The sequence below is a fragment of the Halopseudomonas pelagia genome (assembly GCF_009497895.1).
GTDB classification, from domain to species: domain Bacteria; phylum Pseudomonadota; class Gammaproteobacteria; order Pseudomonadales; family Pseudomonadaceae; genus Halopseudomonas; species Halopseudomonas pelagia_A.
Genome location: NZ_CP033116.1, coordinates 567,713 through 593,866 on the forward strand (window position 1 = coordinate 567,713; position 26,154 = coordinate 593,866).

Annotated in this window: 22 protein-coding genes; 8 read left to right on the plus strand and 14 right to left on the minus strand. The window is 59.3% G+C overall.

Features of this window, described 5'->3' with window-relative positions; all coding sequences use genetic code 11:
- Window positions 1-87: 87 nt before the first annotated feature.
- The 4 genes from pdhA to EAO82_RS02650 all read left to right on the plus strand — a co-directional run bounded on the left by pdhA (window position 88) and on the right by EAO82_RS02650 (window position 4,075).
- Window positions 88-1,179: a pyruvate dehydrogenase (acetyl-transferring) E1 component subunit alpha gene (pdhA, locus tag EAO82_RS02635; protein ID WP_096345615.1), complete on the plus strand. Its 1,092-nt coding sequence runs from the start codon at window positions 88-90 to the stop codon at window positions 1,177-1,179.
- Window positions 1,172-2,167, plus strand: a complete 996-nt coding sequence (locus EAO82_RS02640; RefSeq protein WP_096345616.1) for an alpha-ketoacid dehydrogenase subunit beta — start codon at window positions 1,172-1,174, stop codon at window positions 2,165-2,167. The genes pdhA and EAO82_RS02640 overlap by 8 nt, the downstream gene beginning before the upstream one ends.
- Window positions 2,164-3,312 (plus strand): dihydrolipoamide acetyltransferase family protein, encoded by a 1,149-nt coding sequence (locus EAO82_RS02645; protein ID WP_096345617.1) that lies wholly within the window; start codon window positions 2,164-2,166, stop codon window positions 3,310-3,312. The genes EAO82_RS02640 and EAO82_RS02645 overlap by 4 nt, the downstream gene beginning before the upstream one ends.
- Window positions 3,313-3,397: 85 nt before the next feature.
- Window positions 3,398-4,075, plus strand: coding sequence for a cupin domain-containing protein (locus tag EAO82_RS02650; RefSeq protein ID WP_218838564.1), 678 nt, complete (start codon window positions 3,398-3,400; stop codon window positions 4,073-4,075).
- Here EAO82_RS02650 and EAO82_RS02655 read toward each other — a convergent pair.
- The 3 genes from EAO82_RS02655 to EAO82_RS02665 form a co-directional block, all read right to left on the minus strand.
- The gene (locus EAO82_RS02655) at window positions 4,060-4,725 is read right to left on the minus strand and encodes a DUF2931 family protein (RefSeq protein WP_096345618.1); all 666 of its coding nucleotides are present in this window, start codon (window positions 4,723-4,725) and stop codon (window positions 4,060-4,062) included. The genes EAO82_RS02650 and EAO82_RS02655 overlap by 16 nt on opposite strands.
- Entirely contained in the window at window positions 4,722-6,611 is a 1,890-nt protein-coding gene (locus EAO82_RS02660; RefSeq protein WP_096345619.1) for a PAAR domain-containing protein, read from the minus strand. Before EAO82_RS02660 ends, EAO82_RS02655 begins: the two co-directional genes overlap by 4 nt.
- Window positions 6,612-6,765: 154 nt before the next feature.
- On the minus strand, window positions 6,766-7,563 hold the full coding sequence (locus tag EAO82_RS02665) for an undecaprenyl-diphosphate phosphatase (protein ID WP_096345620.1): 798 nt from the start codon (window positions 7,561-7,563) through the stop codon (window positions 6,766-6,768).
- A gap of 191 nt (window positions 7,564-7,754) precedes the next feature.
- On the opposite strand from EAO82_RS02665, the gene EAO82_RS02670 reads away from it, so the two are divergent.
- Window positions 7,755-8,774: a cyclase family protein gene (locus tag EAO82_RS02670; RefSeq protein ID WP_096345621.1), complete on the plus strand. Its 1,020-nt coding sequence runs from the start codon at window positions 7,755-7,757 to the stop codon at window positions 8,772-8,774.
- On the opposite strand, the gene EAO82_RS02675 is transcribed toward EAO82_RS02670, so the two are convergent.
- From EAO82_RS02675 to EAO82_RS02705, 7 genes are all read right to left on the minus strand, one after another.
- Window positions 8,775-10,892: a methyl-accepting chemotaxis protein gene (locus EAO82_RS02675; RefSeq protein WP_096345622.1), complete on the minus strand. Its 2,118-nt coding sequence runs from the start codon at window positions 10,890-10,892 to the stop codon at window positions 8,775-8,777.
- Between the two features lie 718 nt (window positions 10,893-11,610).
- Complete coding sequence (locus EAO82_RS02680) at window positions 11,611-12,540, minus strand: electron transfer flavoprotein subunit alpha/FixB family protein (protein ID WP_096344995.1); 930 nt, start codon at window positions 12,538-12,540, stop codon at window positions 11,611-11,613.
- A 1-nt stretch (window position 12,541) separates the two neighbouring features.
- Window positions 12,542-13,291: an electron transfer flavoprotein subunit beta/FixA family protein gene (locus EAO82_RS02685; RefSeq protein WP_153274262.1), complete on the minus strand. Its 750-nt coding sequence runs from the start codon at window positions 13,289-13,291 to the stop codon at window positions 12,542-12,544.
- A 175-nt stretch (window positions 13,292-13,466) separates the two neighbouring features.
- Window positions 13,467-14,600 carry an acyl-CoA dehydrogenase family protein gene (locus tag EAO82_RS02690; RefSeq protein ID WP_096346978.1) on the minus strand — a complete coding sequence of 378 codons (1,134 nt, stop codon included), beginning with the start codon at window positions 14,598-14,600 and terminating at the stop codon, window positions 13,467-13,469.
- 10 nt (window positions 14,601-14,610) lie between these two features.
- Window positions 14,611-15,807 (minus strand): acyl-CoA dehydrogenase family protein, encoded by a 1,197-nt coding sequence (locus EAO82_RS02695; RefSeq protein WP_096346977.1) that lies wholly within the window; start codon window positions 15,805-15,807, stop codon window positions 14,611-14,613.
- A gap of 81 nt (window positions 15,808-15,888) precedes the next feature.
- On the minus strand, window positions 15,889-17,982 hold the full coding sequence (locus tag EAO82_RS02700; protein ID WP_096346976.1) for a 3-hydroxyacyl-CoA dehydrogenase NAD-binding domain-containing protein: 2,094 nt from the start codon (window positions 17,980-17,982) through the stop codon (window positions 15,889-15,891).
- 358 nt (window positions 17,983-18,340) lie between these two features.
- Window positions 18,341-19,135: an IclR family transcriptional regulator gene (locus EAO82_RS02705; RefSeq protein ID WP_096346975.1), complete on the minus strand. Its 795-nt coding sequence runs from the start codon at window positions 19,133-19,135 to the stop codon at window positions 18,341-18,343.
- Between the two features lie 253 nt (window positions 19,136-19,388).
- On the opposite strand from EAO82_RS02705, the gene EAO82_RS02710 reads away from it, so the two are divergent.
- A complete protein-coding gene (locus tag EAO82_RS02710; protein ID WP_096346974.1) occupies window positions 19,389-21,017 on the plus strand; it encodes an AMP-binding protein in 1,629 nt (542 codons plus the stop codon).
- Window positions 21,014-21,685, plus strand: a complete 672-nt coding sequence (locus EAO82_RS02715; RefSeq protein WP_096346973.1) for a crotonase/enoyl-CoA hydratase family protein — start codon at window positions 21,014-21,016, stop codon at window positions 21,683-21,685. Before EAO82_RS02710 ends, EAO82_RS02715 begins: the two co-directional genes overlap by 4 nt.
- A gap of 52 nt (window positions 21,686-21,737) precedes the next feature.
- On the opposite strand, the gene EAO82_RS02720 is transcribed toward EAO82_RS02715, so the two are convergent.
- The 4 genes from EAO82_RS02720 to EAO82_RS02735 all read right to left on the minus strand — a co-directional run bounded on the left by EAO82_RS02720 (window position 21,738) and on the right by EAO82_RS02735 (window position 25,423).
- Window positions 21,738-22,220 carry a YbhB/YbcL family Raf kinase inhibitor-like protein gene (locus EAO82_RS02720; protein ID WP_096346972.1) on the minus strand — a complete coding sequence of 161 codons (483 nt, stop codon included), beginning with the start codon at window positions 22,218-22,220 and terminating at the stop codon, window positions 21,738-21,740.
- Window positions 22,221-22,260: 40 nt separating this feature from the next.
- Window positions 22,261-22,563: a hypothetical protein gene (locus EAO82_RS02725; protein ID WP_231703270.1), complete on the minus strand. Its 303-nt coding sequence runs from the start codon at window positions 22,561-22,563 to the stop codon at window positions 22,261-22,263.
- Between the two features lie 140 nt (window positions 22,564-22,703).
- Window positions 22,704-23,903 carry a 3-oxoadipyl-CoA thiolase gene (locus EAO82_RS02730; protein WP_096346971.1) on the minus strand — a complete coding sequence of 400 codons (1,200 nt, stop codon included), beginning with the start codon at window positions 23,901-23,903 and terminating at the stop codon, window positions 22,704-22,706.
- 5 nt (window positions 23,904-23,908) lie between these two features.
- Window positions 23,909-25,423: a 3-hydroxyacyl-CoA dehydrogenase gene (locus EAO82_RS02735; protein ID WP_096346970.1), complete on the minus strand. Its 1,515-nt coding sequence runs from the start codon at window positions 25,421-25,423 to the stop codon at window positions 23,909-23,911.
- A 293-nt stretch (window positions 25,424-25,716) separates the two neighbouring features.
- Here EAO82_RS02735 and EAO82_RS02740 point away from each other — a divergent pair, with 293 nt between their 5' ends.
- Window positions 25,717-26,145, plus strand: a complete 429-nt coding sequence (locus tag EAO82_RS02740; protein ID WP_096346969.1) for a PaaI family thioesterase — start codon at window positions 25,717-25,719, stop codon at window positions 26,143-26,145.
- Window positions 26,146-26,154 lie beyond the last annotated feature (9 nt).

Here is a 26,154-nt window from a genome sequence, read left to right on the forward strand (position 1 = left end):
AGCAGGTGGATCAGGGGTCGCGGCCTACCGGCCGGACCGGCACTCGCCATCGGCAGCCACCAGAGCATGCGGTTGAGGAGAAACATTATGTCTTTGACGGTAAATCTGCCTTACACCCGCCTGATTGACGATGAAGGCCAGCCGCTGGGCGAACTGCCAGCCTGGACCGCAGATCACGCGCTTTTGTTGTCGTTATACAAAAACATGCAACGCGTTCGCAGCTTTGATCAAAAGTGCGTGGCCTTGCAGCGCACTGGCCAACTGGGTACCTATGCCTCGACGCTCGGGCAGGAGGCGATCGGCTCGGCCGTCGGCCGGGCCATGGCCTCAGAAGACGTACTCATTCCCTATTACCGCGACACAGCCACCCAGTTGCAGCGCGGCGTGGCCATGCACGAAATTCTGCTCTATTGGGGCGGAGACGAGCGGGGCAGCGCCTGGGAAAACCCGGCGGTGGCGGAGGATTTTCCCATCTGCGTACCGATTGCCACCCAGGCCTGTCATGCCTGCGGCGTAGCGACCGCCTTTCGGGTGCGCCAGCAGCCACGGGTGGCGGTAACTACCTGCGGCGATGGAGCGACCAGCAAGGGCGACTTTCTCGAAAGCCTGAACCTGGCGGGCGTTTGGCAACTGCCGGTGGTCTTTGTGGTGAATAACAACCAGTGGGCGATCTCGGTACCGCGCAGCCTGCAGAGCGCTGCGCCCACCCTGGCGCACAAAGCGCTGGGTGCCGGCGTGCCGGGCGAGCAAGTGGATGGCAACGATGTGCTGGCTGTCTATGACCGGGTGCTGCATGCGATTGAGCGAGCTCGTGCAGGCAAAGGTGCAAGCCTGATCGAGTGCGTCAGCTATCGCCTGGGTGATCACACCACCGCAGACGATGCCAGCCGCTATCGCTCTGATGACGAACTGAACGCCGCCTGGAAGCATGAGCCGGTGAGCCGCATGCGGCGCTTTCTGCATGGCCAGCATCTATGGGATGAGGACAAGGAACAGGCGCTGCAGGCCGAGCTTGGCGAAGCAGTCACTGCCGCGGTCGAGCGCTATCGCGGTACGCCAAAGGCAGAGGCCACCGCCGCCTTTGATCATTTGTTTGCCCAGTTACCGTCTGAGTACGATCAGCAACGTGCCGAGCTTGGCAAGCGGGTGGCGTCGCTGAACGGAGGTGACCATGAGTGAGGACAAATCCCTGTGCATGGTCGAGGCCATCAATCTGGCGCTACACCGGGCGATGCAGGACGACCCGGACGTTGTCGTGCTGGGCGAAGATGTGGCCGGCAATGGGGGCGTATTCCGTGCGACGGTGGGTTTACACGAGCGCTTTGGCTTCCGCCGGGTGATGGATACGCCACTGGCCGAAACGCTGATTGCCGGTATCAGCGTGGGCATGGCGGCACAAGGCCTAAAACCGGTCGCGGAAATCCAGTTCATGGGCTTTATCTACGCTGGCATGGAGCAGTTGATATCGCACGCCAGCCGCCTGCGCAGCCGTACCCGCAGCCGGCTAAGTTGTCCGATGGTGGTGCGTACGCCGCACGGTGCCGGCATCCACGCGCCGGAACATCATGGCGAAAGTACCGAAGCGCTGTTCGCGCATATTCCCGGCCTGCGCGTAGTGATTCCGTCCTCGCCCCGGCGGGCCTATGGCCTGCTGCTGGCGGCAATTGCCGATCCGGATCCGGTGATCTTTCTTGAACCCACGCGTCTGTATCGCTCGGTGCAGCAGCGGGTGCCTGACGACGGTAAGGCTTTGCCGCTGGATAGCTGTTTTACCCTGCGCGAAGGCCAGGATCTTACATTGATCAGCTGGGGGGCGGCGCTCAAGGAAACGCTGGAAGCCGCGGCACTGCTGGCGGAACAGGGCGTGGATGCCGAAGTGATTGATGTCGCCTGCCTCAAGCCGCTGGACAGCCAAACGCTGATCGCCTCGGTAAGCAAGACCGGGCACTGCGTGATTGTTCACGAAGCGGCGCGCAGTTATGGCCCGGGCGCGGAAATCGCCGCATTGCTGCAGGAGCACGCCTGGCAGGCGTTGCGCGCACCCATATTGCGCGTCACCGGGCTCGACTGTGTAATTCCCTACGCGCGTCAAGAGCTGGCCTATCTGCCCGACGTGCAGAGTATCTGTCAGGCCGCGCGTGCGGTAATGAACGGAGAACAGCTATGAAAACTTTCAAACTGCCAGACCTGGGAGAGGGGCTTCAGGAATCGGAGATTGTCGAGTGGCATGTGCAGGCTGGTGATCAGGTCGAGGTGGATCAGTTGCTGGTCTCGGTGGAAACGGCCAAGGCGATCGTCGATGTACCCTCGCCCCAGGCGGGCGTGATAGCGCGCTGTTTCGGTAAGCCGGGCGACCAGTTGCACGTGGGCGAGCCGTTGGTGGTTTTCGAGGGCGAAGCCGAAGACAGCGGTACTGTAGTTGGTAATCTTGGGGTCGGTGATCTTGGGGTCGGCAATCTGGGCAAGGCGGATGCCAGAGCGGGCCTGGCTGCGGAGGAGTTTCATATCGGCATGTCGCCCTCCACCCGGGATTTTCAGCCTGCCAGAGCCACGCCCTCAATCCGCCGTCTGGCGCAGCAACTGGATGTGGATTTGGCGCGCCTGCATGGCTCTGGTGACAGCGGGCTGATCAACGAAGAAGATGTGCGCCGGGCCGCAGAGCCGCTTGGGCAGGGGCAGGGCGAAGCGCTGCGCAGCGTGCGCCGGACCATGGCCAAGAACATGGCGCGCGCGCATGCCGAGGTGGTGCCGGTGATGCTGGTAGAGGATGCCGACCTGCATGCCTGGACGGCCCCGGTGCGCGATCCGATGATCCGGCTGACCCGGGCCATCGCCGTCGCCTGCAAGGCGCAACCAGCCTTGAATGCGGGCTTTGATGGAAGGCGGCTTACGGTACAACTGCATGCGCAGATCGATCTGGGAGTCGCTGTGGATACGCCGGACGGGCTATTTGTGCCGGTGCTGCGGGATATCGCCGAGCGTGACCCTGACGACTTGAGACGCGGTCTGGCACAGCTGCGCGAGGATGTTGCGAAACGCTCGATTCCGCCCAGGGAGTTGATGGGTGCGACCATTACGCTGTCCAATTTCGGCACGCTGTTTGGCCGCTATGCCAATCCAATAGTGATGCCGCCGCAGGTGGCCATCATCGGTGCCGGCACCCTGCGTAAGCAGCCGGTGGCATGGGAAGATCAGGTAGTGATACATCCTTTGCTCCCGTTATCACTGACCTTCGACCATCGTGCAGTGACGGGCGGCGAGGCCTCGCGGTTTCTCAAAGCGCTGGTACTGGATTTGCAGTTGCCGGAGTAGGCTACTTGTTCTGTAACAAGCGCGGCCTCTCAGCGGTCGGAACTGGGGTTATGCTGGTAACTCACTCATGCCTGTGGAGATCATCTTGCCCAATTCCTTTACGCCGCTGAATATGGATCGCCGGCTGGCGGTACTGGTCCGCCCCGGCGATCAACGTTGGCTGGATGCGCCGCAGGCGCCGGTCAGACGCTGGCCTCTGGAACGGGAAGCGCCGGAGAGCGGCGAAGTCACCAGCCTGGTCGAGTATCTGCCTGGAGCGCGCTTTCCCGAGCACCGTCACCCCAATGGCGAAGAAATACTGGTGCTGAGCGGCGTGTTCAGCGACGAGGGCGGAGATTATCCTGCGGGCAGTTACCTGCGCAGCCCTGCCGGCTCCCGGCACAGTCCGTTTTCGCAGCCCGGCTGCCAGATCTTCGTCAAGCTCAACCAGTTTGCCCAGGGAGACATGACTACGCTGCGGCTCGAGCCACAGCAGTTCTCCTGGCAGACACTGGACCAAGGCATGGAGCAGGCCCAATTGCATACCTTTGCTAACGAATGCAGCAACCTTCAACGTTACGCCCAGGCGATGCCGGTGCCGTTGCCAGGTCAGACCCGGGGCGAAATTCTGGTGTTGGAGGGCAGCATTGCGCTGAATGGTGAGCCCTTGCCAGCGGGCAGCTGGCTACGCGTTCCCAGTTTTGATGCATTGCGTTTGACTGCGGCGGAGAGCACGCTGATATTTGTGAAAACCCAGCGGGCAGTGGATTACCAGCTGTCGTAGGGAATGCCGTGGGCTTTGATATAGGCTTTAGACTCTTCGGAGAGAGGCAAGGCATAGCGGCCCTCCGACCGACCCTGATCCGGGCCTTCCGGGTGAATTTTGCCTACAAAGCGTCCAATCTCGATGGGCTCAAGACAACCGCCGATTAACCAGGCTTTGGCGATACCGCCTGGGGCGAGGCCAAGAGTGACATTCTTCCGGTAACTCGTAACATTCTTGCCGTCAAATCGACAATAGGCCTCGTCAGGTTTGAGCATTTCCTCCCGCGCCCACTCGGGAATATTGATCCGAACATGGTAGGTCTGCGGCTCCACTAGGGATTGCCACCGTACAAAGATTATTTCGGGAAGGTCTATGTTTGTCATGGGCTTGAGCGCCCCGGAGCCCACACGCTCAGGCCAGCCAGTGGGATTGCCCCGATTATCCGGGGGGGTTTGAATTGAGGCCAACCCGCCGTGAACCCGGTAATAGGCAAGACCTCGCTGGTCCAAGACGTCGACACTTTCCACCCAGACCTCCATATAGTTCGGCGCCATCATTCCGATACTCCAGCGGTCGTAGGGTAGCTTGGGCGGCGGCGGATTAAGCGGGTCGCGAGCGCAGGCACTCAGACTGATGATCAAGCCGAGCAGCAGACAAAGCGATTTCATTGGGGATAACCTTTTTGCGGTTGATCTGGATAAATAGCCCTACCGCCTGCCCTGGGGCGATTAAGTAGGAGGCCTCTTGACGTAGTCCAGTTGGCCGAGCGATGTATGTAATAGCCTTGAAGAAAGCGAGATTCATCGGGGGAGAGCGGAGCGCTTATGCCGCGGAGTGCCTGAGAAATAATGGTTTGGGCGATAGCTTGCAGCTCGCTAGGGAGTTTAAATTTTTCGGTATCGGGTATGCTTCTGAACGGTACCGAAAATTTCACCGACCATCCGTGCATTACCCGCAGCGCCACTCTCGACAATTCCCCTCTGACCTTTCGATCCAGCCCCAGAGTTAATACGGTATCGGTAGCGTCCAGATTGCGCTGATTCGGAGCGACTCGGCTGATTTGCTCTCGTTTAAACTCACCGGACCCGGGCAGACCCAGCCCCATCAGTTGCATTTGCACGGTATTGCGCTCGTCCCACTGCCGAGTAGCGCGAATGGCATTTGCGCTGCTATTGTCTCCACCGCGTTGGAAAGGAATGACCCTGGGACGATCAACCAGCAGCCGCTCATGCATCATTGCTGGGTACCCACCCCCGATATCCGAATGCACACCCGGCAGGGCAATTTCCTCATGGGCGGGGCCAACCTGATTGAGGCTGAACAGATAGCGTTCCTCATGCTGGGCGGTCAGTTGCACTACCTTGCGCGCACAATCTGGCGGCAAATACAGATTGATACCTGGGTTTCGCGCATTTCCGGGATTCAGGTCGCCACTCAGTGGATCGACCATTGCAGCGACTGTATCAAATAGGCCAATAAAGTTGATGCAAACATGTTTAGCCCATTCAAAACCGGCTTTGTATGCGGGCGAATTCTGATTAAGTGTATTGGATAGCATCCCCCCGTCAGGTTTCAGCAGCTCATTGGCAAAATGCCGTGCCGCAGCGGCACCTCGACTAAAGCCAAAGATATCGAACTCAACGCGCTCGATAACAAGATGGGGGTTATTGGTAAGCAGTAGGCGTAGTTGTCCAATAATAATGTTAGGGCTTTGTGCCACACCCGCAATAACACCAGTGTCTCCCTGCCCGGTCGCAAGACCTCGAGGTGAGTCAGATCCGCCACTGCGAGTACCCGCACCGCCGATGTACGCCTTCAAATACGCCTGCTTGGCTGTGCTCTCCAACTGCTGATCTGCTTGATCTTCATAAAGATCAAACAACAACGCTACATTCGTCATGGCATTGCCATAACTACTCCCCGGTATCTGATCAAATAGCCCGTCACCATTGGTGTCGCGGTATTGCCGAGATTCACATAGCTGGGTAATGGCTTGCAGGGTCTCGGGGTCGAAGTCGTGCAGATCCTGACGCCGGCATTGTTCAGTCAGGGCGGCGTTGGCCAGGTTGTTGCCGGTGCCGTCGAAGAACATCCCCAGGCGTAGAGTGATGCGCTGTTCCAGCGGAAGCTCGGTTTCTTCTTCCTCCTCTTCGTACTCAAGTGTCTCTGCAAACTGTTCTGATTGAGGTCCCTGTCGCAGCTCATGGGCGGTCGGAGCCAAAGCCTGGGCGGCGTTTGCATCTTCTGCACTCAGCGCACTTCCGGTGCCAAAACTCACCGAGCCACCAATAAAGATATTGCCCGATCCGCCGATTACCACGTCGCCATGGGCACCGGTACTGCCGGTCACCACCGCAGGGCGGCCGTTGATCAGTACGTTGGGTATCACCTGGCCGGTAATGGTGCTGCCACACGCAGTTTTATCGCCGAGGCGCGCGGCGGGCATGCCGTTGAACGATACATCCGGTGAGCCACTGACAATGGTGCTGCTGCCGTGGCCTTTCTTGGGGCATTGGGTGGCGTCGCCCTGACGCGCTGCGGGTTTTCCTGACATGGCCTTGTTCCCTGGCGGTGGATAATCCGTTACCTATGCCAGGGATGCTAGTGCCAGGAAAGGCCCGCTACAAGGCGGGCAGCCCCGGAATGTGAACCGGTAGGCATGCGGGCTAACTGGTCTTTTATCGGACCCGCTAAAGCAGCGGGACGGTTCAGAGGAACATCCAGAGCAGCACGACCCCCAGAATGATGCGGTAGATCACAAACGGCTGCATACCGATGCGATTGATAAACGCCAGGAAGAAGTGAATACACAGAAAGGCGCTGATACCGGAGGCGACTACGCCGCCGATCATGAAGGCCCAATCTACTGGCACGCCGGCGGTTACGAGATCGAATGACTTCAGTGCGCAGGCGATCACGATCACCGGAATCGACAACAGAAAGGAGAAGCGCGCAGATGCCTCGCGGCTGAGACCGAGCATCAGGCCAGCGGTCATGGTAATGCCCGAGCGGGAAGTACCGGGGAACAGCGCCACGGCCTGGGCCAGACCGATAAACAATACGTCCTTCCAGTTCATCTCTTCGACTTCACGCTCACCCTTGTGGCGCCAGTCGGCCCAACTCAGCAGCAGACCGAACACGATCAAACCGATCGCCAGATAGATAGGCGAACGCAGTACGGTTTCGATACTGTCTTTGAGCAGCAGCCCGGCAATGCCGACAGGGATAGTGCCCAGAATAACCGCCCAGGCCAGGCGTGCGTCGCTGTCCATCTCCCGATGGGTCACCGAGCGCGTCCAACTGCGGGTCATCTTGATCAGATCGCGGCGGAAATAGATCACTACTGCCGAAAGACTGCCCAGATGCAGCGCCACGTCAAAGGCCAGGCCCTGGTCCTCCCAGCTGGTCAGTGCGGGTACCAGAATCAGGTGGGCAGAACTGGAAACGGGGAGGAACTCGGTGAGGCCTTGCACCATGGCCAGAACAATGACTTGCAGCCAATCCATTTGGGTGTCCATCGGTAGTGAATAGAAGGGGTGGCAATTAAACCATGCCGGCCATATTCGCGGCGACAGCTGCACGCGGCTTTTTCGCGAGCGGTTGTTATGTTCATGCAACACCGGGGGTGATAAGCGTGACCGACGCCTTTGAGCGTGGCATCTTGAGCGCTGATGCCGCGAACGCAAAGGAGACGCTCATGCGCTGGAAAAACCGCCCGGAAGGGTCCAACTGGGGTGACTTTGGTCCGGATGACGAATTGGGCAGGCTCAACCTGCTCACCCCGGACAAAGTGCTGCAGGGCGTAGCCGAGGTACATGAAGGCCGCTCATTCTGCCTCAGCCTGCCGCTGGATTACCCCGGCGGCAATGCGCTGAATCGCCTGCGTCATCCGCCACGGCGCTTTACCTCCGGGCGCGGCGACAAGCTTAACTATAATTTCGCCCTGAACCGCATCAATCCGACCTTCACCGATGTGGTCAGTGACGACGCGGTGTTGCTGTTTACCCAGTATTCCACCCAGTGGGACGCGCTCTCGCATGTCGGCGCGCTGTTCGACGCGGACGGTGACGGCGAAGCCGAGCCGCTGTACTACAACGGCTGGCGCGCCGGTGACGATATTCAGGGCCCAAGTGGTCACGAGGATGCGCTGGAAGGCGTCTGCGCCAACCGTTTGGGGATCGAGAAAATGGCCGAGACCGCGGTGAGCGGCCGTGCGGTGATGATCGATCTGGAAAAGCACTGCGGCCATGAGCGTGTCCTGGTCGATTACGCTCGATTGCAACAGATCATCAAGCTGGACGGGGTAGTGATTGAGCCGGGTGACATGGTCTGCTTGTATACCGGCTTTGCCGATGTGGTGCTGGGCATGCACAAGAATCCGGATGCGCACACGCTGGAAAACAGCTGTGCGGTGCTGGATGGTCGCGATCCTTTGCTATTGCAATGGATCACCGACAGCGGCCTGAGCGTGTTGATCGCCGACAACTACGCGGTCGAGGCCTATCCCGCGCGCGAGGGACAGGGCTGCTGCGCCGCGCTGCCGCTGCATGAGCATTGCCTGTTCAAGCTCGGTATTCACTTGGGCGAACTCTGGTACCTCAGCGAGCTGGCCAGCTACCTGCGCGCTAACGGGCGCTCGCGGTTCATGCTGACCGCGCCGCCGTTGCGTTTGCCCGGCGCCGTAGGCTCGCCGCTGACACCGGTGGCGCTGGTCTGATCAGCGGTCGGCGCTGACCTGGAAGCTGTCCGACAACTGGTGCAGACGCGTGGCGGTCTCCTTGACCTGGCCGGAGCTGGAGCGCAGCGTCTGAATCACCCTGGCCATAGAGGTGATCGCCTCGGCCACGTGATCAGCCTGGCGCCCGTGTTCCTTGCTGTTGGTATCCATGACCGCGATCACCTCGAACAGCTCCTCCACCGTCTGATGCAGCATATTGTTGTCATCGGCGGCGCTGCTGGCTCTGGTCAGTTGCTGGTCGACGTCGCTAACGCCGCGCTCCATCAGCCCCACTGCCTGATGCGTGGCGTCGCGAATGGCGGTGATCGCCTGACTGATCTCATTGGCTGCGGTGGCCGTGCGCGATGCTAATGCTCTGACCTCGTCAGCGACCACAGCAAAACCGCGGCCGTGTTCGCCAGCGCGCGCCGCTTCGATTGCCGCGTTGAGCGCAAGCAGATTGGTCTGGCTGGTGATGTCGGTAATCATCGAGACCATGCCAGCAATCTCATGCGAGCGTTTGTCCACTTCCTGCACGCTATGCGCTGAGGTCGCGACGATGTCGCGAATCTGCCGTGTGCCCTCGCTGACGGTATCCAGCCGCTGGCGCGCGGTGTCGACCACCTCGGCCATGGTCTGCTTCATCTGCGCAGCGGTGTGCGAGGCGCTGCCAATGGTCTGCACCTGGGTCTCGATCATGCCGAGCATTTGCTCGATAGTACTGGTGACCTCTTCGGCAGTGTTGCTGGCATGTTGATTGTGGCCAAGCATCTGCTCGCTGTTTTGCAGGGCATGGCGGCTGGCCTGCTTGACCCGGCCAACGATGGTATCCAGGTTGTCGATAAAGCTGTTGGTCCAACGGCCCATTTCACCGGTCTCATCCGCCACCAATCGCGTGGTATCCAGGCGCTGGCTGAGGTTGCCTTCGCCTTCGGCAATATTACGAATGATCTCGGTCATGCGGCCCATGCGTCTGGCCAGCTTTAGTGTGCCGCGGCGCCAGAACCAGAGTGCACTGCCGGCTACCACACCAAGGTTCAGCAGGCTGGCGGCCGGTTGGCCAAGACCGGAGTAGGCGGTGCCGATCTGGCAGGCGCTGATCAGCAGCATCAAGGCCAGAAACTGTTTCATCAGGTCGTAGCTCAGCGACCGGTAGCGATAGACTTCTTCCAGATCCGCTTCGCACATCATGCCCCAACGGTCGGGGGAGCCGGTTAGGCTGAAGGTCACGCCCTTGCCGATCACCGGAATATGCCGGTAGTCGGAGTAGCCGGGGTAGCTCACATACAGGTTCTGACCCTTGCGGATGGTCTCGCGCACGCCTGGGTGCAGGGCCTTGGTGGCCGGGTCGGTAAAGCGCACTTCAAACTCGGTATGTTCTCTGACGCTGACTGTGCCCCACTGGGTGGCGATACCTTCCTTGAGATTACCGCCGTGGCTGAAGGTGCTGTCTTCAAAGCGCGAGCGCGACAGGGCACGGCCAGGTTCGATCGCGGAGTCGAATTGCGATTCGACCATGAATATATAGTTGTCGCCGGACTCCTGATAAATATGCCCCGCCTCGCGCTGGATCAGATCGCCGAGCACGTCGTTGGGGACTCGGGCGCACAGGCAACAGGGTTCGCCCTGATAGCGCAAAGGCTGGTAGAACATCAGTGTCACGGCATCATGAAAGCTTGAGGTGGAAGGGCCGAGAGACTTGGTTCGTGGGTCGATGTAGGGGCCATGCAGAAAGGGTTTCTGCAGGCCGGCCAGCAGCGCGTTCTTGTGCACGTTCAGCGACGCGTCCAGGCTGGCATTGCTCAGCAACGGCTTGCCCTGCGCATCCAGCAGGAACAGCTCGCTGGCGTCCGGCATTTTGCCTTTCAGCTTTTGCAGCACTGAGCTTGTGGCTGGCGCGGGAGCATCTTCCAGGTCGCGGCTGATACTCTGCAACGTGGTCCACTGGTTGTCGCACCACTGTTGCAGCAGGCGCATACGCGTATCGGCCAGGCTATCGAAAATCTCTTCCAACTGAGCATAGCGATTATTGTTGATCCAGCAGGCCCAACCCATGCGCAGCTTTCCCGCACCGCCAAACCAGGGTAACCAACTGCGCTCTGGCCCGGAAAGGGCCATTTCATGGCTACGTAGTTGCACGCGCTATCCTCCAATGCAGTGAGATAGCATTGTGCTAGCAAGAAACGCACCCATAGCCGCGACTGCTCCGCATAGCACGCTATACGGATGCGTCTGGATAGCGGGTCTCGGGGTAATTTAGAGAAACCGTTCTATTTTGATGCGCTAGAGTGGAGCTCGGACGATACCGGTGCAGCAGGCTACTCCGGCCGGCGAATCACGCCAGAGCTAACCTGCGCTGCAAGGCGACCATGAACCGAGTTGCCGGTCCGAACTGATGCAAGGTCAAAATGATTCTCGCTTTCGCGGGAATGGCGGGGTGGGGCGCGGCGAATTTCTGGCTCTGCGGGGTGGCTCTGACAGTCCGCTTGGATTCCCGCCTCCGCGGGAATGACGGGGGGTACTGGAAGGTGATGCGCTAGTGGATAAGGGTACCATTGCTTAACTTGACTTCGTCATTCCCGCGGAGGCGGGAATCCAAGCGGAGTTATGCCACCACCCATAAGCCATAACAACAGTCCGTCCGCGCCGTTAAGGCTGACCCTTAACACCCGCAAAACCGCGCCGGTATTGGTGCATCGAACCAGATCCGCCACCCAGCCTCGTCATTCCCGCGAAAGCGGGAATCCATTTTGACTTTCCAGCAGACAATAAAAAACCCCGGCTCTCGCGAACCGGGGTTTTCTTTAGGCTTGTAGCTCTAAGCTTGCCGCTGCCCTTACACCTTGCTTTCCAACTCCGGAATCGCTTCAAACAGATCCGCAACCAGACCGTAATCGGCTACCGAGAAGATCGGTGCTTCTTCGTCCTTGTTGATCGCGACGATCACTTTGGAGTCCTTCATACCGGCCAGGTGCTGAATCGCGCCGGAAATACCCACAGCGATATACAGGTTCGGCGCGACGATCTTGCCAGTCTGACCGACCTGCATGTCGTTGGGTACGAAGCCTGCGTCAACTGCGGCACGCGAAGCGCCAACAGCAGCGCCGAGCTTGTCGGCCAGCGAGTACAGGTGCTTGAAGTTGTCACCGTTCTGCATGCCACGGCCGCCGGAAATGACGATCTTGGCACCGGCCAGTTCTGGACGGTCGGACTTGGCCAGCTCTTCGCCAACAAAGCTCGATACACCGGCATCCTGGACGCTGGAAACCGCCTCGACGCTGGCGCTGCCGCCTTCGGCTGCGACGGCGTCAAAGCCGGTAGCACGCACGGTGATGACCTTGACCGAGGCGCTGGACTGCACGGTGGCAATCGCGTTACCGGCATAGATCGGACGCTTGAAGGTATCAGCGCTATCGACCGCAATGATCTCGGAAATCTGATCCACGTCCAACAGTGCAGCGACGCGCGGGGCGTAGTTCTTGCCGTTGGTGCTGGCAGCACAGAGGATGTGGCTGTGGCTCTTGCCGACTTCGGCAATCAGCAGCGCCAGGTTTTCCGGCAACTGGTGGCCGTAGGCAGCGTTATCCGCCAGCAGCACCTTGGTCACGCCTTCGGCCTTGGCGACTTGATCAGCGACGGCGGAGCAGCCTTCGCCAGCAACCAGTACGTCGATATCACCACCGATCGCTTTGGCAGCAGCCAGGGTGTTCAGCGTCGCGGCATTCAGTTCAGCGTTGTTGTGTTCAGCAATAACTAGAATCGTCATCTCAGATCACCTTGGCTTCGTTCTTGAGTTTGTCGACCAGCTCGTCGACGCTCTTGACCTTGATACCCGCGCTGCGGGCAGCCGGCGCTTCGACCTTGATGGTCTTGACGGTAGAAGACACGCTCACGCCGAGATCTTCCGGCTTGAGGTTTTCCATCGGCTTTTTCTTGGCCTTCATGATGTTCGGCAGCGACGCATAGCGTGGCTCGTTCAGGCGCAGGTCGGTGGTGACGATGGCCGGCAGTTTCAGCTCAACAGTCTGCAGGCCGCCGTCGATTTCACGGGTGACCTTGACGCTCTCGCCGGAGACTTCCACAGCAGAGGCAAAGGTGCCCTGGCCGTAGCCGCTCAGCGCAGCCAGCATCTGGCCGGTCTGGTTGTTGTCGGAATCGATGGCCTGCTTGCCGAGGATGACCAACTGGGGCTGTTCCTTGTCGACAACAGCCTTGAGCAGCTTGGCAATGGCCAGCGAGCTCAGGTCATCGGCGGACTCGACCAGAATGGCGCGGTCAGCACCCAGAGCCAGTGCAGTACGCAGTTGCTCCTGGGCGGCCACGGGGCCGACGGAAACGGCGATTACTTCAGTCGCAACGCCTTTTTCTTTCAGGCGCACGGCCTCTTCCACGGCGATTTCGCAGAAGGGGTTCATGGACATCTTGACGTTGGCGAGATCGACACCGGAATTGTCCGCTTTGACGCGAACCTTGACGTTGTAATCGACCACGCGCTTAACGGCGACGAGGATTTTCATGGACGCTAGTCCTCCAAAGTCTGTAGGACGCCCGCAAGGGCGCTCGAAAGGGGTGCCATAGGATACCGAGCCTGAACCCTGGCCGATAGTACCTATCTAGTACCTATGTGCAATATGTGACGGCATAAGTGCCGGAATAACGGCTAATTTGCCGTTATTCCGCGAGTTGAAGCTATCAGGCAACGCTCATCTGATTGGCGTAGGCTTCCAGATGATGGTCGTCGTCACCCAGCTGGTGGCTGATCATGACCAGGCGCTTGGCGTAGTGAGCCAGGGAGTATTCCCAGGTCATCGCAATGCCGCCGTGCAGCTGAATAGCCTCTTCGGCAACCTTGCGGCCACAACGGTTGATCATGAACTTGGCCGCCGTCAGGGTGCGGGTGCGTTCAGCGTTGTCGGCTTCATCAGCTACGCAGGCAGCCAGAATGGCCATCGAAGTAGCCTGCTCCAGCTCGGTACGCATATCCACCATGCGGTGCTGCAGTGCCTGGAACTTGCCGATCGGCACGCCAAACTGCTTGCGTGTCTTCAGGTAGTCCAGGGTGATGTCGCAGGCGACTTCCATCGCGCCGACGGCTTCAGCGCACAGAGCCGCCATGGCACGACCAGCCTGGTAGCTGATGGCGTCAAAGGCTTCGCCGGCTTGACCCAGAAGTTCGCCCTGGGCGTTGTCCAGGAACAGCTCGCAGGCTTTGCGGCCGTCTACGGTCGCGTAGTTGCGGCGGGTAACGCCAGTGCTGGCCGGATCAACGATAAACAGGCTGATGCCTTGCTGGTCACGCAGATCACCGGCAGTACGTGCAGAAACCAGGATCTTGCCAGCAGTGTGACCACCGATAACAACGGCCTTGCGACCGGTCAGGCTCCAGCTGTCGCCCTGCTGCTTGGCAGTGGTTTGCACTTCAGACAGCTGATAGTGGCTGTTGGGCTCGTCAAGGGCGACGGCCGCCTGCAGCTCACCGCTGGCGATACCCGCCAGCAGCTCGTCTTTCTGAGTATCAGAACCCAGCTGGGTGATCAGACCGCCAGCGAAAATAACCGACTCCATGTAGGGCTCCAGGCAAATGCCGCGGCCCAGCTCCTTCATGATCAGCATGTTTTCCACGCCAGTACCGCCGAAACCGCCCAGTTCTTCCGGGAAAGGAATCGCCGTCAGGCCCAGTTCACCCATCTGTTGCCAGAATTCAGGGCTGAAACCGGTGTCGCTGGCGCTGGCCTTTTCACGCTTGTCGAACGTGTAGGTATCACGTACCAGACGGGCCGCAGTTTCCTGCAGCATCTGTTGCTCTTCTGTGAGTTTAAAGTCCATGACTAATCTCCTACAGTTCCAGAATCATTTTAGAGACGATGTTCTTCTGGATCTCGTTGGATCCGCCGAAGATCGACAGTTTGCGCATGTTGAAGTAATCACCGGCCAGCGCTGGGCTGGACTCGCTGTTCAGCATCTCGCCATCAAAATCGTATTCCAGCTCTTCCGGCAGGAAGGGCAGGGCGTAAGGGCCAACGGCCTTGCGCAGCAGGTTGGTGATCGCCTGACGGATCTCGGTACCCTTGACCTTGAGGATCGAGCTCTCGGCACCGGGTACGCCGCCTTCAAGGGCGGCAGCGATGATACGCAGGGTGCTCATTTCGGCTGCCATCAGCTGGATTTCAACTTCAGCTACCTGAGTACGGAACAGGGTGTCTTCGATCAGCGGCTTGCCATTCTTTTGCTGCTTGGCTGCAACCTTTTTCAGGTGCGTCAGCGCGGCTTTGGACGCGCCGATACCGGCCAGGCCAGTACGCTCGTGGGTCAGCAGGTACTTGGCGCAGGTCCAGCCCTTGTTCTCTTCACCCACCAGGTTTTCAACCGGTACCTTGACGTCGTCGAAGAACACTTCGTTGACTTCATGGTCGCCGTCCAGGGTGATGATCGGACGTACGGTGATGCCGGGGGTAGCCATGTCGATCAGCAGGAAGGAAATACCACGCTGCTGCTGGGCTTCAGGATCGGTACGTACCAGACAGAAAATCCAGTTGGCGTGCTGACCCAGTGTGGTCCAGGTTTTCTGACCATTGACGATGTAGTGATCGCCATCGCGCACAGCGCGGGTCTTCAGCGAGGCCAGGTCGGAACCGGCGCCGGGCTCTGAATAGCCCTGGCACCACCAGTCTTCACCGGACAGGATGCGTGGCAGGTAATGTTCTTTCTGCTGCTCGGTACCGAACTTGATGATTACCGGAGCAACCATGTTCACCCCGAACGGGATGGTGCGCGGTGCGCCAAAAGCGGCGGACTCTTCGTCGAAAATGTGTTTTTCGACCGGGCCCCACGTAGTGCCGCCGTGCTCTACCGGCCAGCCGGGCGCGTACCAGCCACGGTTGGACAGAATCTTCTGCCAGCGCTGATGATCTTCCTTGGACATGTTCTTGCCATTTTTTACCTTGGCAGCGATATCTTCCGGCAGCTCGTTTTTCAGGAATTCACGCACTTCGTCGCGGAAGGCGAGTTCTTCTGGGGTGTAATGAATGTCCATGTAAGGTCCTCGTTATAAAGCGAATACGAGCCCCCGGCACTCAGTGCTCGGGGGCCGATTTTATCTGTACTATTTATAATTTCAGAGATCAGCGAACTTGCGACCTTCCTTGGCCAGCTTTTCCAGCAATGGGGCCGGCTTCCACCAGGCACCGTGCTGCTTGTGGAATTCGCAGATCCGGTTGTAAACATGATCCAGTCCAAGACTATCAGCATAGAACATCGGCCCACCCTGGTGGGCAGGGAAACCGTAGCCGTTTATGTAGATCACGTCGATATCGCTGCTGCGCTGGGCGATGCCCTCTTCGAGGATCTTCGCGCCCTCGTTGATCAACGCAAACAATGTGCGCTCAAGAATATACTCGTCAGTCAGTTCACGGCGCTCGATACCCTGCTCTTTTGAAGCAGCTTCGAGAATGGCCGGCAGTTCAGGGTTGTCCAGCGGGGTACGCGAGCCCTTTTCGTATACATAGAAACCTTTGCCGGTCTTCTGACCGAGCATACCGGCTGCGGCCATCTTGTCCAGAATGGTCGGCAACTTGAACTCGGCCGGCAGCGTCTGACGCTGGCGGGTACGGATGCTCAGGCCAATATCCAGACCGGACAGATCGCGCATCGCAAAAGGACCCATAGCCATGCCGAACTTGCGCAGCGCGCCATCAACCTGGGCCGGGGTGGCGCCTTCTTCCAGCAGGAATTCGGATTCGCGACCGTATTGGAAGACCATGCGGTTGCCGACAAAGCCGTCGCACACGCCCACCGGCACAGCCACTTTCTTCAGCTTCTTGCCGATCGCCATGGCGGTCGCCAGTACGTCGTTTGCAGTCTTCTCGCCGCGCACCACTTCCAGCAGGCGCATGACGTTGGCCGGGCTGAAGAAATGCAGGCCCACTACGTCCTGCGGACGCTTGGTAAAGTCGGCAATCTGGTTCAGATTCAGCGAGGAGGTATTGCTGGCCAGGATCGCGCCGGGCTTGCAATGGGTATCCAGCGCTTCAAACACTTTCTGCTTGACGCCCATCTCTTCAAATACGGCTTCGACCACCAGGTCCACGCCGGACAGGTCGGCATAGTCGGTAACGCCTTCGACCAGAGTCAGACGCTTGTTCATCGCGTCTTCGGTCAGGCTACCGCGCTTGACGCTCATCATGTAGGTATCGCGGCAGCGCTCCATGGCTTTGTCCATGGCCTCGTCGCTGACTTCCAGAATCTTCACTGGGATACCGACGTTGGCAAAGCACAGGGCAATACCCACGCCCATGGTGCCGCCACCGATCACGGCTGCGGAATTGATCTCGCGCACCGGGGTGTCTTTCGGCAGATCGTCGATCTTGGAGGCCAGACGCTCGGTAAAGAAGGCATGCACCAGTGCGCTGCGCTGTGGCGATACCAGACATTCGCCGAACAATTCGCGCTCACGCTTGAGGCCGTCTTCCAGAGGCATGGTGAAAGACGCCTCGACAGCGGAGATACAACGCTGGGGCGAAAACAGGCCGGGGGTTTTCTTCTCGACTTCAGCGCGCTTGGCGGCAACCAGTGCGGCGTTGTCGACACCGTCGAGCTTGTCAGTACGCTCGCCGGTGCGACGCGCGCCCTTGCCATCGGCAATCAGCTTCTCCGCATAGGCGATACCGGCCGCAGTCAGATCACCTTCCACCAGTTCATCAATCACGCCCAGTTCCAGGGCTTCGCTGGCGCTGATCGGGTTGCCGCTGACGATCATGTCCAGGGCTTTCTCGACACCGACAAGGCGTGGCAGACGCTGGGTACCACCGGCACCTGGCAACAGGCCGAGCTTCACTTCCGGCAGGCCGACCTTGGCGCTTTTCAGCGCAATGCGGTAGTGGCAGCTGACCGCCACTTCCAGACCACCACCCAGTGCGGTGCCATGGATCACGGCGACGCTGGGCTTGCTGCCAGCCTCGATGCCGCTGACTACTTCTGGCAGGCCAGGTGATTTTGGCGGCTTGCCGAATTCCTTGATGTCGGCGCCGGCGATAAAGGTCGAACCCTCGCAGACCAGCACGATGGCCTTGACCTGCGGATCGGCTTCGGCTGCCTTGAAGCTGTCCTGAAGACCTTCACGCACGGCAATGCCCAGCGCGTTGACGGGTGGATTATTGACTCTGACGACCGCAATGGCGCCCTGTCTTTCCAGTGTGACCACGTCCGACATGCTTAATCTCCGAGTGTGAGCGCCTTTGAGTAATCCGCTGGCTGGTTATGAAACGCTGTAAATAAGTCGACAGCAGTTTGCAGCGGCTTGTTCAAATAACGCCTGATTCAAAAAGGTGTTTCACTATGCGAAATAATGAAACCGTGTTCCGCTAGGCAAAATACAAAAAAACAAAGCCTTTGTCGATGCCCGTGTTTTAGCGAAATGTTTACAGATTAGCTTAGATGATGGGGCCCTCGCCCGGCGAGGGCAGCTTCAAGCCTCAAGCTGCAAGATGGCGAGACAGACAATATCGCTTTCTTGCTCCGGCCAGCTTGCCGCTTACAGCTTGTAGCTTGCCGCTGGCGCCAAAGGCGCCCTAAACCCCGAGGCGTTCGATGTCGCGAGCAAGCATGGCCAACTGGTGCGCCAGCTGATTTTTGACCTTCTCTTCCGAGACCAGATAAGAAGGTGCGCCGCAGGTCAGGGCCATGATGGTGCCGTCCTGCAGAAACAGGGGCACGCCTGCGGCGTTGACATTACGGTCCCAGTTGCCGAGCGACAGGCAGAAACCGTGCTGGCGATAGTCTTCGAAACTGTCCATCAGCTGCGCATGCATCTCGGTCCAGTTGTCCGGGTTGCGGGCGGCGAGGGCATCCAGCACGTGGCTGCGTTCATCATCTTTCATCGCAGCCAGGTAGGCGCGGCCAGCGGCGGTAGTAGCTAGCGGCAGGCGAACGCCGACATCCATACGCAACGAGGTGGATTCCGCCGGCCGGCAGTTCTCGACGTAGATCATCGACAGACGATCACGGCAGGTCAGGCCCACAGAGGTGTTGGTCGACCGGGCGAATTCATCCATATACGGCTTGGCCAGTTGGCGCACGCGCAGATTCGATACGTAGGCGTAACCCAGTGCCAGTACGCCGGAGTCCAGCTGGTACTTTTCCAGTTGCGGCGAATAGCTCAGATAACCCAGTTTGGTCAGGGTGTAGGTCATGCGTGATACTGTGGGCTTGGGCAGGCCGGTGATCCGAGCGATGTCCTGGTTGCCCATCACTACCGCGCCCTGGCTGAAGGCGCGCAATACATCCAGCCCACGCGATAACGCCTCGACAAATTTGCGGTCCTTGGCTACAGCGGGTTCCTTGAGTAGTTCGAGATCGTCATTCATGGGGCATTAACCTTGTGATCTTATTCAGGCCAGACAGCGGTCTTGCTTGGGAGCCAGCACGTCTCCGGACCGATTGTCCGACAACAGTCTATTATTGTTGCACACAGAGTCAGAACCATAGCAGATATGGCCGTTCTGCATAGCGGTATGCAACCAGTTTTGTCTCAATGATTGCACAGCGTTAGACGATAGAATAGCATCTTTTTGGTATTGCATTCCGCTGTGCAAAATAATGATTCGATAAGAGGTTTCCATGTCAACACCCGCTCATTCCCCTGTCGGCACCATCGTCAGCACTCAACTGGCGCAATTGGGTCACACCAGCTTGGCTGATGTTCTGACCAAGGCCTGCCAGGACTACGCCGACAAGCCCGCCTTCTCCTGTGGCATGGACACCCTTTCCTTTAATGACCTGGATGCCAAGGCGGACGCGCTGGCGCGTTACCTGCGCGGTCCACTCGGCTTGCAGCCGGGCGAGCGCATCGCCATCCAGTTGCCGAACTTGCTGCAATACACCATCAGCATATTCGCGGCACTGAAAGCCGGTCTGGTGATCGTCAATACCAACCCGCAATACACGCCGTTCGAAACCAGCCATCAGTTTTCCGATTCTGGCGCCCGCGCGCTGATCGTACTCGACAAGCTGCTGCCCATGGTGCGCAAGATTCAGCCAGAGACGCAGGTTGAAATGCTGATCGTGACCAGCATTGATGATATGACCCATCCGGTGTTCGAGTCGGACGAAAGCGATGTCACGCGCTTTATGCTGGCCTTGCGCGAGGGCTCCAAGCACCCGGCAGTCAGCCCGGAACGGGGGCTGGATGACCTCGCGATTCTGCAATACACCGGTGGCACCACGGGCGTATCCAAGGGTGCGATGCTCAGCCACCGCAATATCCTCAGCAACGTGCTGCAGGCCGTCAGCGTGATCAAGCCAGGTGATGTGGAATACGGCAACGAAGTGCGCGTTTCGCCGCTGCCGCTGTACCATATCTTCGCTTTTACCGCGAACTGCGTTGCTTCGGTATTCACTGGTTTCCACAGCATTCTGATCACCAATCCGCGCGATCTGGACGGCATGATCGGCGATTTGAAGCGCCACCGGATTACCCTGCTGACCGGCATCAACTCGTTGTTCGTCTCGTTGATGGCGCACCCCGACTTCGACAGCATCGATTTCTCGCACCTGAAGTGGGTCAACTCCGGCGGCGCACCGTTGAATACCGAAATAGCCCGGCGCTGGCTGGAGCGCACCGGTGCGGTGGTCCGTGAAGGTTACGGCCTGACGGAAACCTCGCCAGTGGTGGTCGCTTCCACCGCGTTCACGCCCTACAAGGAAGGCTTTATCGGTCAGGCGGTTATCGATACCGAAATGAAGACGGTCGACGATGATGGCCAGGAAACACCCCGCGGCGAGCCCGGGGAACTGCTGATCCGTGGCCCGCAGGTGATGCAGGGCTACTGGCAGCGTCCGGAAGCAACAGCAGAGACCTTCGCCGATGGCTGGCTGAAGACCGGAGATGTGGGCGTGATTGATGAAGAGGGCTTTCTCAAGCTGGTCGATCGCAAGAAGGACATGATTCTGGTCTCCGGTTTCAACGTCTACCCCAATGAAGTCGAAGACGCCGTGATGCGCCACGCTGGTATTCGCGAGTGCGTCGCTGTGGGCGTGCCGGACGAGAAGAAGGGTGAGTCGATCAAGCTCTTCGTCAGCCTGCATGATCCCAAGTTGGGCCAGGCCGAGATCATCGCCCATTGCCGCGAGCATCTGACCGGCTACAAGGTACCGAGCACCGTGGAAATCCGCGAGGATCTACCCAAGTCCACCGTAGGCAAGTTGCTGCGTCGAGTTCTGCGTGACGAAGCGAGGGCGGCCTCATGAGCGGCCTGAGCATGGCCACCCGTGATGGCATGGCCGAAATCACTTTGAACGACGGCAAGGTCAATGCCCTGTCTCAGGTGATGATCGAGTATCTGCTGGCTGCGCTGGATCAGGCCGCGCAGGCCGACTGCGCGGTGCTGATTGTCGGCCGCGAGGGCATTTTCAGTGCCGGTTACGATCGCAAGGTGATTGACGCAGGCGGCCCGGCCCGCGACGCCATGCGCGCCGCCGGTGACCGCCTGACGCTGGCGCTGCTGGATCACCCTGCGCCGGTGGTGATCGCCAGTACCGGTCATTGCATGGCCAAGGCGGCGTTCATGTTGCTGCTGGCTGATTATCGACTGGGCGCCGAGGGTGCCTTTACTACCGGCCTGAATGAAGTGGCCATTGGCATGAGCATGCCGCCAGCGGCGATGGAGCTGGCCCGGGAACGCATAACCCCGCAATGGTTGTCACGCTGCGCCCTGCAGGCCGAGTCGATGGACCCTGCGCAGGCACTGCAAGCCGGTTTTCTGGATGAGCTGGCCGCCCCGGATCAACTGCTGGAAAAGGCCCGCATCAAACTCGCGGAACTGGCCGCGCTGGATCGCACGGCCTATCGGGAAACCCGTCAGCGTGTGAACGCTCCGCTGCGTGAGCGGATACTGCCATTGTTGACGCTGAGCTAAGCTTAGCTAAAGCGAAGGCCGAGAAGGAACTCGGCCTTGCAGGGGGAGGTTATCAGCCGCGCTGGTATGTGCCGATCAGGCGGTTCATCGCCAGGCAGTGCGGCTCAACCTTGGCCAGCAACTCCCACAATGTCAGCCCTTCGGGCAGATTGAGTTCGCTGTCCAACGCCAATACCCAGAAATAATACTGATGCTTGCCGTGGCCTTCGGGCGGCATCGGGCCGTTGTAACCCGGCTTGCCGAAGTTGTTCTTGCCTTGCGTGTGCTGATCGCAGCCTTCGGGAATCGACGTGGTTGAGGCCGGAATGTTGTAGTGCACCCAGTGTACGAAGCCGTAGGTGCCATTGGCAGAGATCAGCGGCGCGTCCGGGTCATGGCAGACCACGGCGTAGCTTTTGGTGCCCTCGGGCGCGTTCTTCCAGCTCAGCGCCGGGGATACATCTTCACCCTCACCAGTATGCTTGGTGGGGATGGCCCCCTCGTTTTCAAAGGCGCTGCTGCTCAGTTGTAGATCATTGCTGAATGCGAAACCCATAACGTTCTCCTCGAATAGTCCAGGTGAAACTCGGTTGGAATCAACTCCAGCGTATCAGTGCGCTAAGCAACCATAAACCCAGCAAGCACCAGATGACGCCGCCAAAAATGCGTTTGTGCAGAAAGGCTCGAACCCCTGCGTAAATCATGATCAGGCCAACCACCACAAAAATGACGGTGAAGATATTGCTGTCGACACCCAGTGCCCGGGAGAAACCGTTTACAAAGGCGGAGCTGGCGCCAGCGAGCACGTCAAAGATCCATGCCAGGCTATCGACCAACAGGCGGATGACGGTACCAAAGGCTTCGCCGAGCCATTCAAACGGGTTGGAGTTCAGTTGCATTGATGCATTCACTATACGGGTGGATGTGGTGGAGCACTTTATCAGAAAACAAGGAGGGAGCTTAGTTCAGTGGGGCGGGATGGTGCTTGAAGCCCTTCGCGGCGAGGCCGCGAAGGGTTTACGAACAAAACAGACAGGTATCAGACGCGCTCGATAACCGCAGCTACGCCCTGACCCAGACCAATACACAGACTGACCAGTGCATAACGCTTGCCGGTACGTTCCAGCTGACGCAGTGCGGTCAGGGTCAGACGCGCACCCGAGGCGCCGAGCGGGTGGCCGACGGCAATGGCGCCGCCGTTCGGGTTCAGGCGCGGATCGTCGAAGGCGATGCCCAGCTGCTTGGCGCAGCCGAGAACCTGGGAAGCGAAGGCTTCGTTGATCTCGATCACGTCCATGTCATCCAGGCTCAGACCGGCACGGCTCAGCGCCTTTTTGCAGGCTTCAACCGGGCCCAGGCCCATCACGCGAGGGGCGACACCGGATACGGCGCCAGCGAGGATCTTCGCCCGCGGCTTGATGCCGTACTTCTGGCCGATGGCTTCAGAGCCAATCAGCAACGCGGCTGCGCCGTCGTTCACGCCTGAGGCGTTGCCGGCAGTGACCACGCCATCCTTGAACAGCGAACGCAGGTTGGAGAGCACGTCCAGAGTGCTGTCTGCACGCGGATGCTCATCCTGATCAACCAGTTTGGCCGGCTTCTTGCGGCCCTGGGAGACTTCAATCGGATGGATTTCTTCGGCAAAGAAGCCATCGGCACGTGCTGCTTCATACAATGCCTGGCTGCGCGCGGCGTAAGTGTCGGCCTGTTCGCGGGTAATACCCAGATCGGCGGCAACGTTGTCGGCGGTTTGCGGCATGGTGTCATCACCGTATTCATCTTCCACCTTGGGGTTGGGGAAGCGCGCGCCGATGGTGCTGTCGAACGCGCGGAAATCGCGTGAGTAGGCACTTTCGCTCTTGGCAATCACAAAGGGCGCGCGGCTCATGCTTTCGGCGCCGCCAGCGACAAACAGCTCGCCTTCGCCGGTTTTCACCGCGCGCGAGGCATCCAGAATTGCCGCCAGACCAGAGCCACACAGACGGTTGACGGTGACGCCAGCGACTTCCTGCGGCAGACCCGCCAGCAGGCCGGCGTGACGCGCGATATTGCGCGCATCTTCGCCCGCCTGGTTGGTGCAACCCATGATCACATCTTCGTAATCCTGACCTTCAAATCCGTTACGGGCAACCAGCGCACGCATGACTTCAGCGAGCAGGTCGTCGGGGCGCACGCTGGCCAGAGCACCGGCGTGGCGGCCAAAAGGGGAGCGCAAACCATCATAGATATAGGCAGTCATTCAAATTACTCCTGGATGTCGGGTGTGGTCAGCGGCAGGTCAAGCTGCACGCGGCGTCGTAGCCAGGGGCTGGGACGGTAGCGCGGCTCGCCATACACGGCCTGCAGATTGTTCAAAACGGTGAGGATGTTGCACTTCTTGTAATGTTCGCCGAACGCCAACGGGCCTTTGGGGTAACCCAGGGCCAGTTGAATGGCGCGGTCGAGCGTGTCCGGCGTGGCGATGCCTTTCTGCGCAATCTCGCAGCCAAGGTTGACCACGCTGGCGATCAGCCGCTGGATAACAAAGCCGGGCGAATCGTTGATCACTTCCACCGGCACGCCATCGGCACTCAACGCCTGTCGGGCCTGGGCGACGGTGTCGGCGCTGCTGGCCGGGTTGCGCATCAACACACGGCGCTTGTCCCAGTCGGCAAAGCAGTCAATAGCCACGGTGCGCTCGGCCGGCAATGCCTGACGCGCCAGGCTGTTGGTGCAGTCTTCACCCAGGGGAGCCACCAGGCAAATTGCCTCGGGGCTGGGGATATTGGTATCTTCCAGGGTCGCGCCAGCGGCGGTCAGGGCAGCAGACACATTGCTGCGCACCACATCATCATGTGTGTCCAGCCAGAACGGCCGGTTGACGATTACGGTTTCCGGTTCGGCTTCCGGCTGCTCGATCTTCTGGCCATCTTCGTAACGATAAAAGCCCTGCCCGGTCTTTCGGCCCAGCAGGCCTGCTGCCACGCGCTGCGCCGCGATAAAGGACGGGGTATAGCGCGGGTCATGGTAGAACTGCTCGTAGACCGACTCCATCACCGCGTGGGATACATCCAGCCCAGTCAGGTCGAACAGCTCGAACGGCCCCATGCGAAAGCCGGGACCATCGCGCAGAATACGGTCGATCTGCTGCGGTGTCGCGACGCCCTCGCTGAGAATGCGCAAGGCTTCGGTGCCAAAGGCACGGCCAGCGTGGTTGACCAGAAAGCCGGGGGTGTCCGGGGTGATCGCAGCAAAATGCCCGGCAGCTTCGGCCAGTTCGACCAGCCCCTTTACATAACGCTCATCGGTGCGCTCGCCGCGGACCACCTCGACAATCTTCATCAACGGCACGGGATTGAAAAAGTGGAAACCCGCTACCCGTTCGGGCCGCTTGCAGGTACTGGCAATGCGCGTAACGGACAGGGAAGAGGTGTTGGTCGCCAGCACGCAGTCATCACGCACGATGGCTTCCAGCTGATCGAATAGCTTCTGCTTGACCTCGAGCAACTCGACGATGGCTTCAATCACCAGATCGCAGTCTTTTAATGCGTCGAGTTCGGCAGCCGGCTGCATGCGCGCCATGGTTGCTTCGAAATCCGCTTCGCTGAGCTTGCCCTTGGCCACCGAGCGCTGCAGCAGGTTGCGATTGAAGGCGATGGCATCATCAATCGCTTCGGCGCGGGTATCGTAAATCAGTACCTGTTGGCCACTGCTGGCGAATAACTGAGCGATACCTCGGCCCATGGCTCCTGCGCCGATCACGCCAATTCGGTTGAACATGCAATGACTCCTTATTCACCCTGTCAATTCCGCATGGCGGAATAGTATTTCGTTTAAGATGGTGCGAGATTAAATCCTGCCGGGGATCAGCGCAAGTTTGCTGGCCTGAGATGGACCGACGTACCGCAGGTCGGTATTGCCTGTGGCATAATTGTCTCCCCCTGGTACAAATCGAGCTCTACATACAAGCAAGCCCGCCCTTGGCGGTTTGCGCCTCTGTCAGCTTGAATCTCTATCGGATGTGGCAGAAACGAGTGTAGTAACAATAGCGTAGTTAAAAAGGGTGGGTGTCTGTGAATAAAGACCAACAGCAAGCCGTAGAACGCTCCGTTACCGGATTCTTTCAGGATCTGGGTTGTGAGTTGCTGGAGTATTCCGAAGGCCGCGCCGTGGTCGGTCTGACGCTGACACCGCGACATATGAACAACGCCGGCAATCTGCACGGTGGTGTCACCGCCAGCCTGCTGGATATCGCCATGGGGCTGTGTGGCACCTGGGCACCGACCGCCGAAGAGCGCCGGGTAGCCATCACCCTCTCGCTCAACGTGAACTTCTCCGCCACCGCGCAAATCGGCACCCAGGTACGCGCAGTAGCAACCTGCCGCAGCGCCGGGCACAAGGTATTCATGGCTGCCTGCGATCTGCTGGATGAAAACGACAAGCTGATCGGCTTTGGCGAAGGCGTGCTGAAAAAGGGTGCCTACCGCAAGGACCTGCCGTGAGCCAACGCG

What these genes read in the sequence shown, in the direction of transcription:
- pdhA (WP_096345615.1), top strand. Translation starts at nt 88, where the DNA reads ATGTCTTTGACGGTAAATCTGCCTTACACCCGCCTGATTGACGATGAA.
- EAO82_RS02640 (WP_096345616.1), top strand. Translation starts at nt 1,172, where the DNA reads ATGAGTGAGGACAAATCCCTGTGCATGGTCGAGGCCATCAATCTGGCG.
- EAO82_RS02645 (WP_096345617.1), top strand. Translation starts at nt 2,164, where the DNA reads ATGAAAACTTTCAAACTGCCAGACCTGGGAGAGGGGCTTCAGGAATCG.
- EAO82_RS02655 (WP_096345618.1), bottom strand. Translation starts at nt 4,725, where the DNA reads ATGAAATCGCTTTGTCTGCTGCTCGGCTTGATCATCAGTCTGAGTGCC.
- EAO82_RS02660 (WP_096345619.1), bottom strand. Translation starts at nt 6,611, where the DNA reads ATGTCAGGAAAACCCGCAGCGCGTCAGGGCGACGCCACCCAATGCCCC.
- EAO82_RS02665 (WP_096345620.1), bottom strand. Translation starts at nt 7,563, where the DNA reads ATGGATTGGCTGCAAGTCATTGTTCTGGCCATGGTGCAAGGCCTCACC.
- EAO82_RS02670 (WP_096345621.1), top strand. Translation starts at nt 7,755, where the DNA reads ATGCGCTGGAAAAACCGCCCGGAAGGGTCCAACTGGGGTGACTTTGGT.
- EAO82_RS02675 (WP_096345622.1), bottom strand. Translation starts at nt 10,892, where the DNA reads ATGGCCCTTTCCGGGCCAGAGCGCAGTTGGTTACCCTGGTTTGGCGGT.
- EAO82_RS02680 (WP_096344995.1), bottom strand. Translation starts at nt 12,540, where the DNA reads ATGACGATTCTAGTTATTGCTGAACACAACAACGCTGAACTGAATGCC.
- EAO82_RS02685 (WP_153274262.1), bottom strand. Translation starts at nt 13,291, where the DNA reads ATGAAAATCCTCGTCGCCGTTAAGCGCGTGGTCGATTACAACGTCAAG.
- EAO82_RS02690 (WP_096346978.1), bottom strand. Translation starts at nt 14,600, where the DNA reads ATGGACTTTAAACTCACAGAAGAGCAACAGATGCTGCAGGAAACTGCG.
- EAO82_RS02695 (WP_096346977.1), bottom strand. Translation starts at nt 15,807, where the DNA reads ATGGACATTCATTACACCCCAGAAGAACTCGCCTTCCGCGACGAAGTG.
- EAO82_RS02700 (WP_096346976.1), bottom strand. Translation starts at nt 17,982, where the DNA reads ATGTCGGACGTGGTCACACTGGAAAGACAGGGCGCCATTGCGGTCGTC.
- EAO82_RS02705 (WP_096346975.1), bottom strand. Translation starts at nt 19,135, where the DNA reads ATGAATGACGATCTCGAACTACTCAAGGAACCCGCTGTAGCCAAGGAC.
- EAO82_RS02710 (WP_096346974.1), top strand. Translation starts at nt 19,389, where the DNA reads ATGTCAACACCCGCTCATTCCCCTGTCGGCACCATCGTCAGCACTCAA.
- EAO82_RS02715 (WP_096346973.1), top strand. Translation starts at nt 21,014, where the DNA reads ATGAGCGGCCTGAGCATGGCCACCCGTGATGGCATGGCCGAAATCACT.
- EAO82_RS02720 (WP_096346972.1), bottom strand. Translation starts at nt 22,220, where the DNA reads ATGGGTTTCGCATTCAGCAATGATCTACAACTGAGCAGCAGCGCCTTT.
- EAO82_RS02725 (WP_231703270.1), bottom strand. Translation starts at nt 22,563, where the DNA reads ATGCAACTGAACTCCAACCCGTTTGAATGGCTCGGCGAAGCCTTTGGT.
- EAO82_RS02730 (WP_096346971.1), bottom strand. Translation starts at nt 23,903, where the DNA reads ATGACTGCCTATATCTATGATGGTTTGCGCTCCCCTTTTGGCCGCCAC.
- EAO82_RS02735 (WP_096346970.1), bottom strand. Translation starts at nt 25,423, where the DNA reads ATGTTCAACCGAATTGGCGTGATCGGCGCAGGAGCCATGGGCCGAGGT.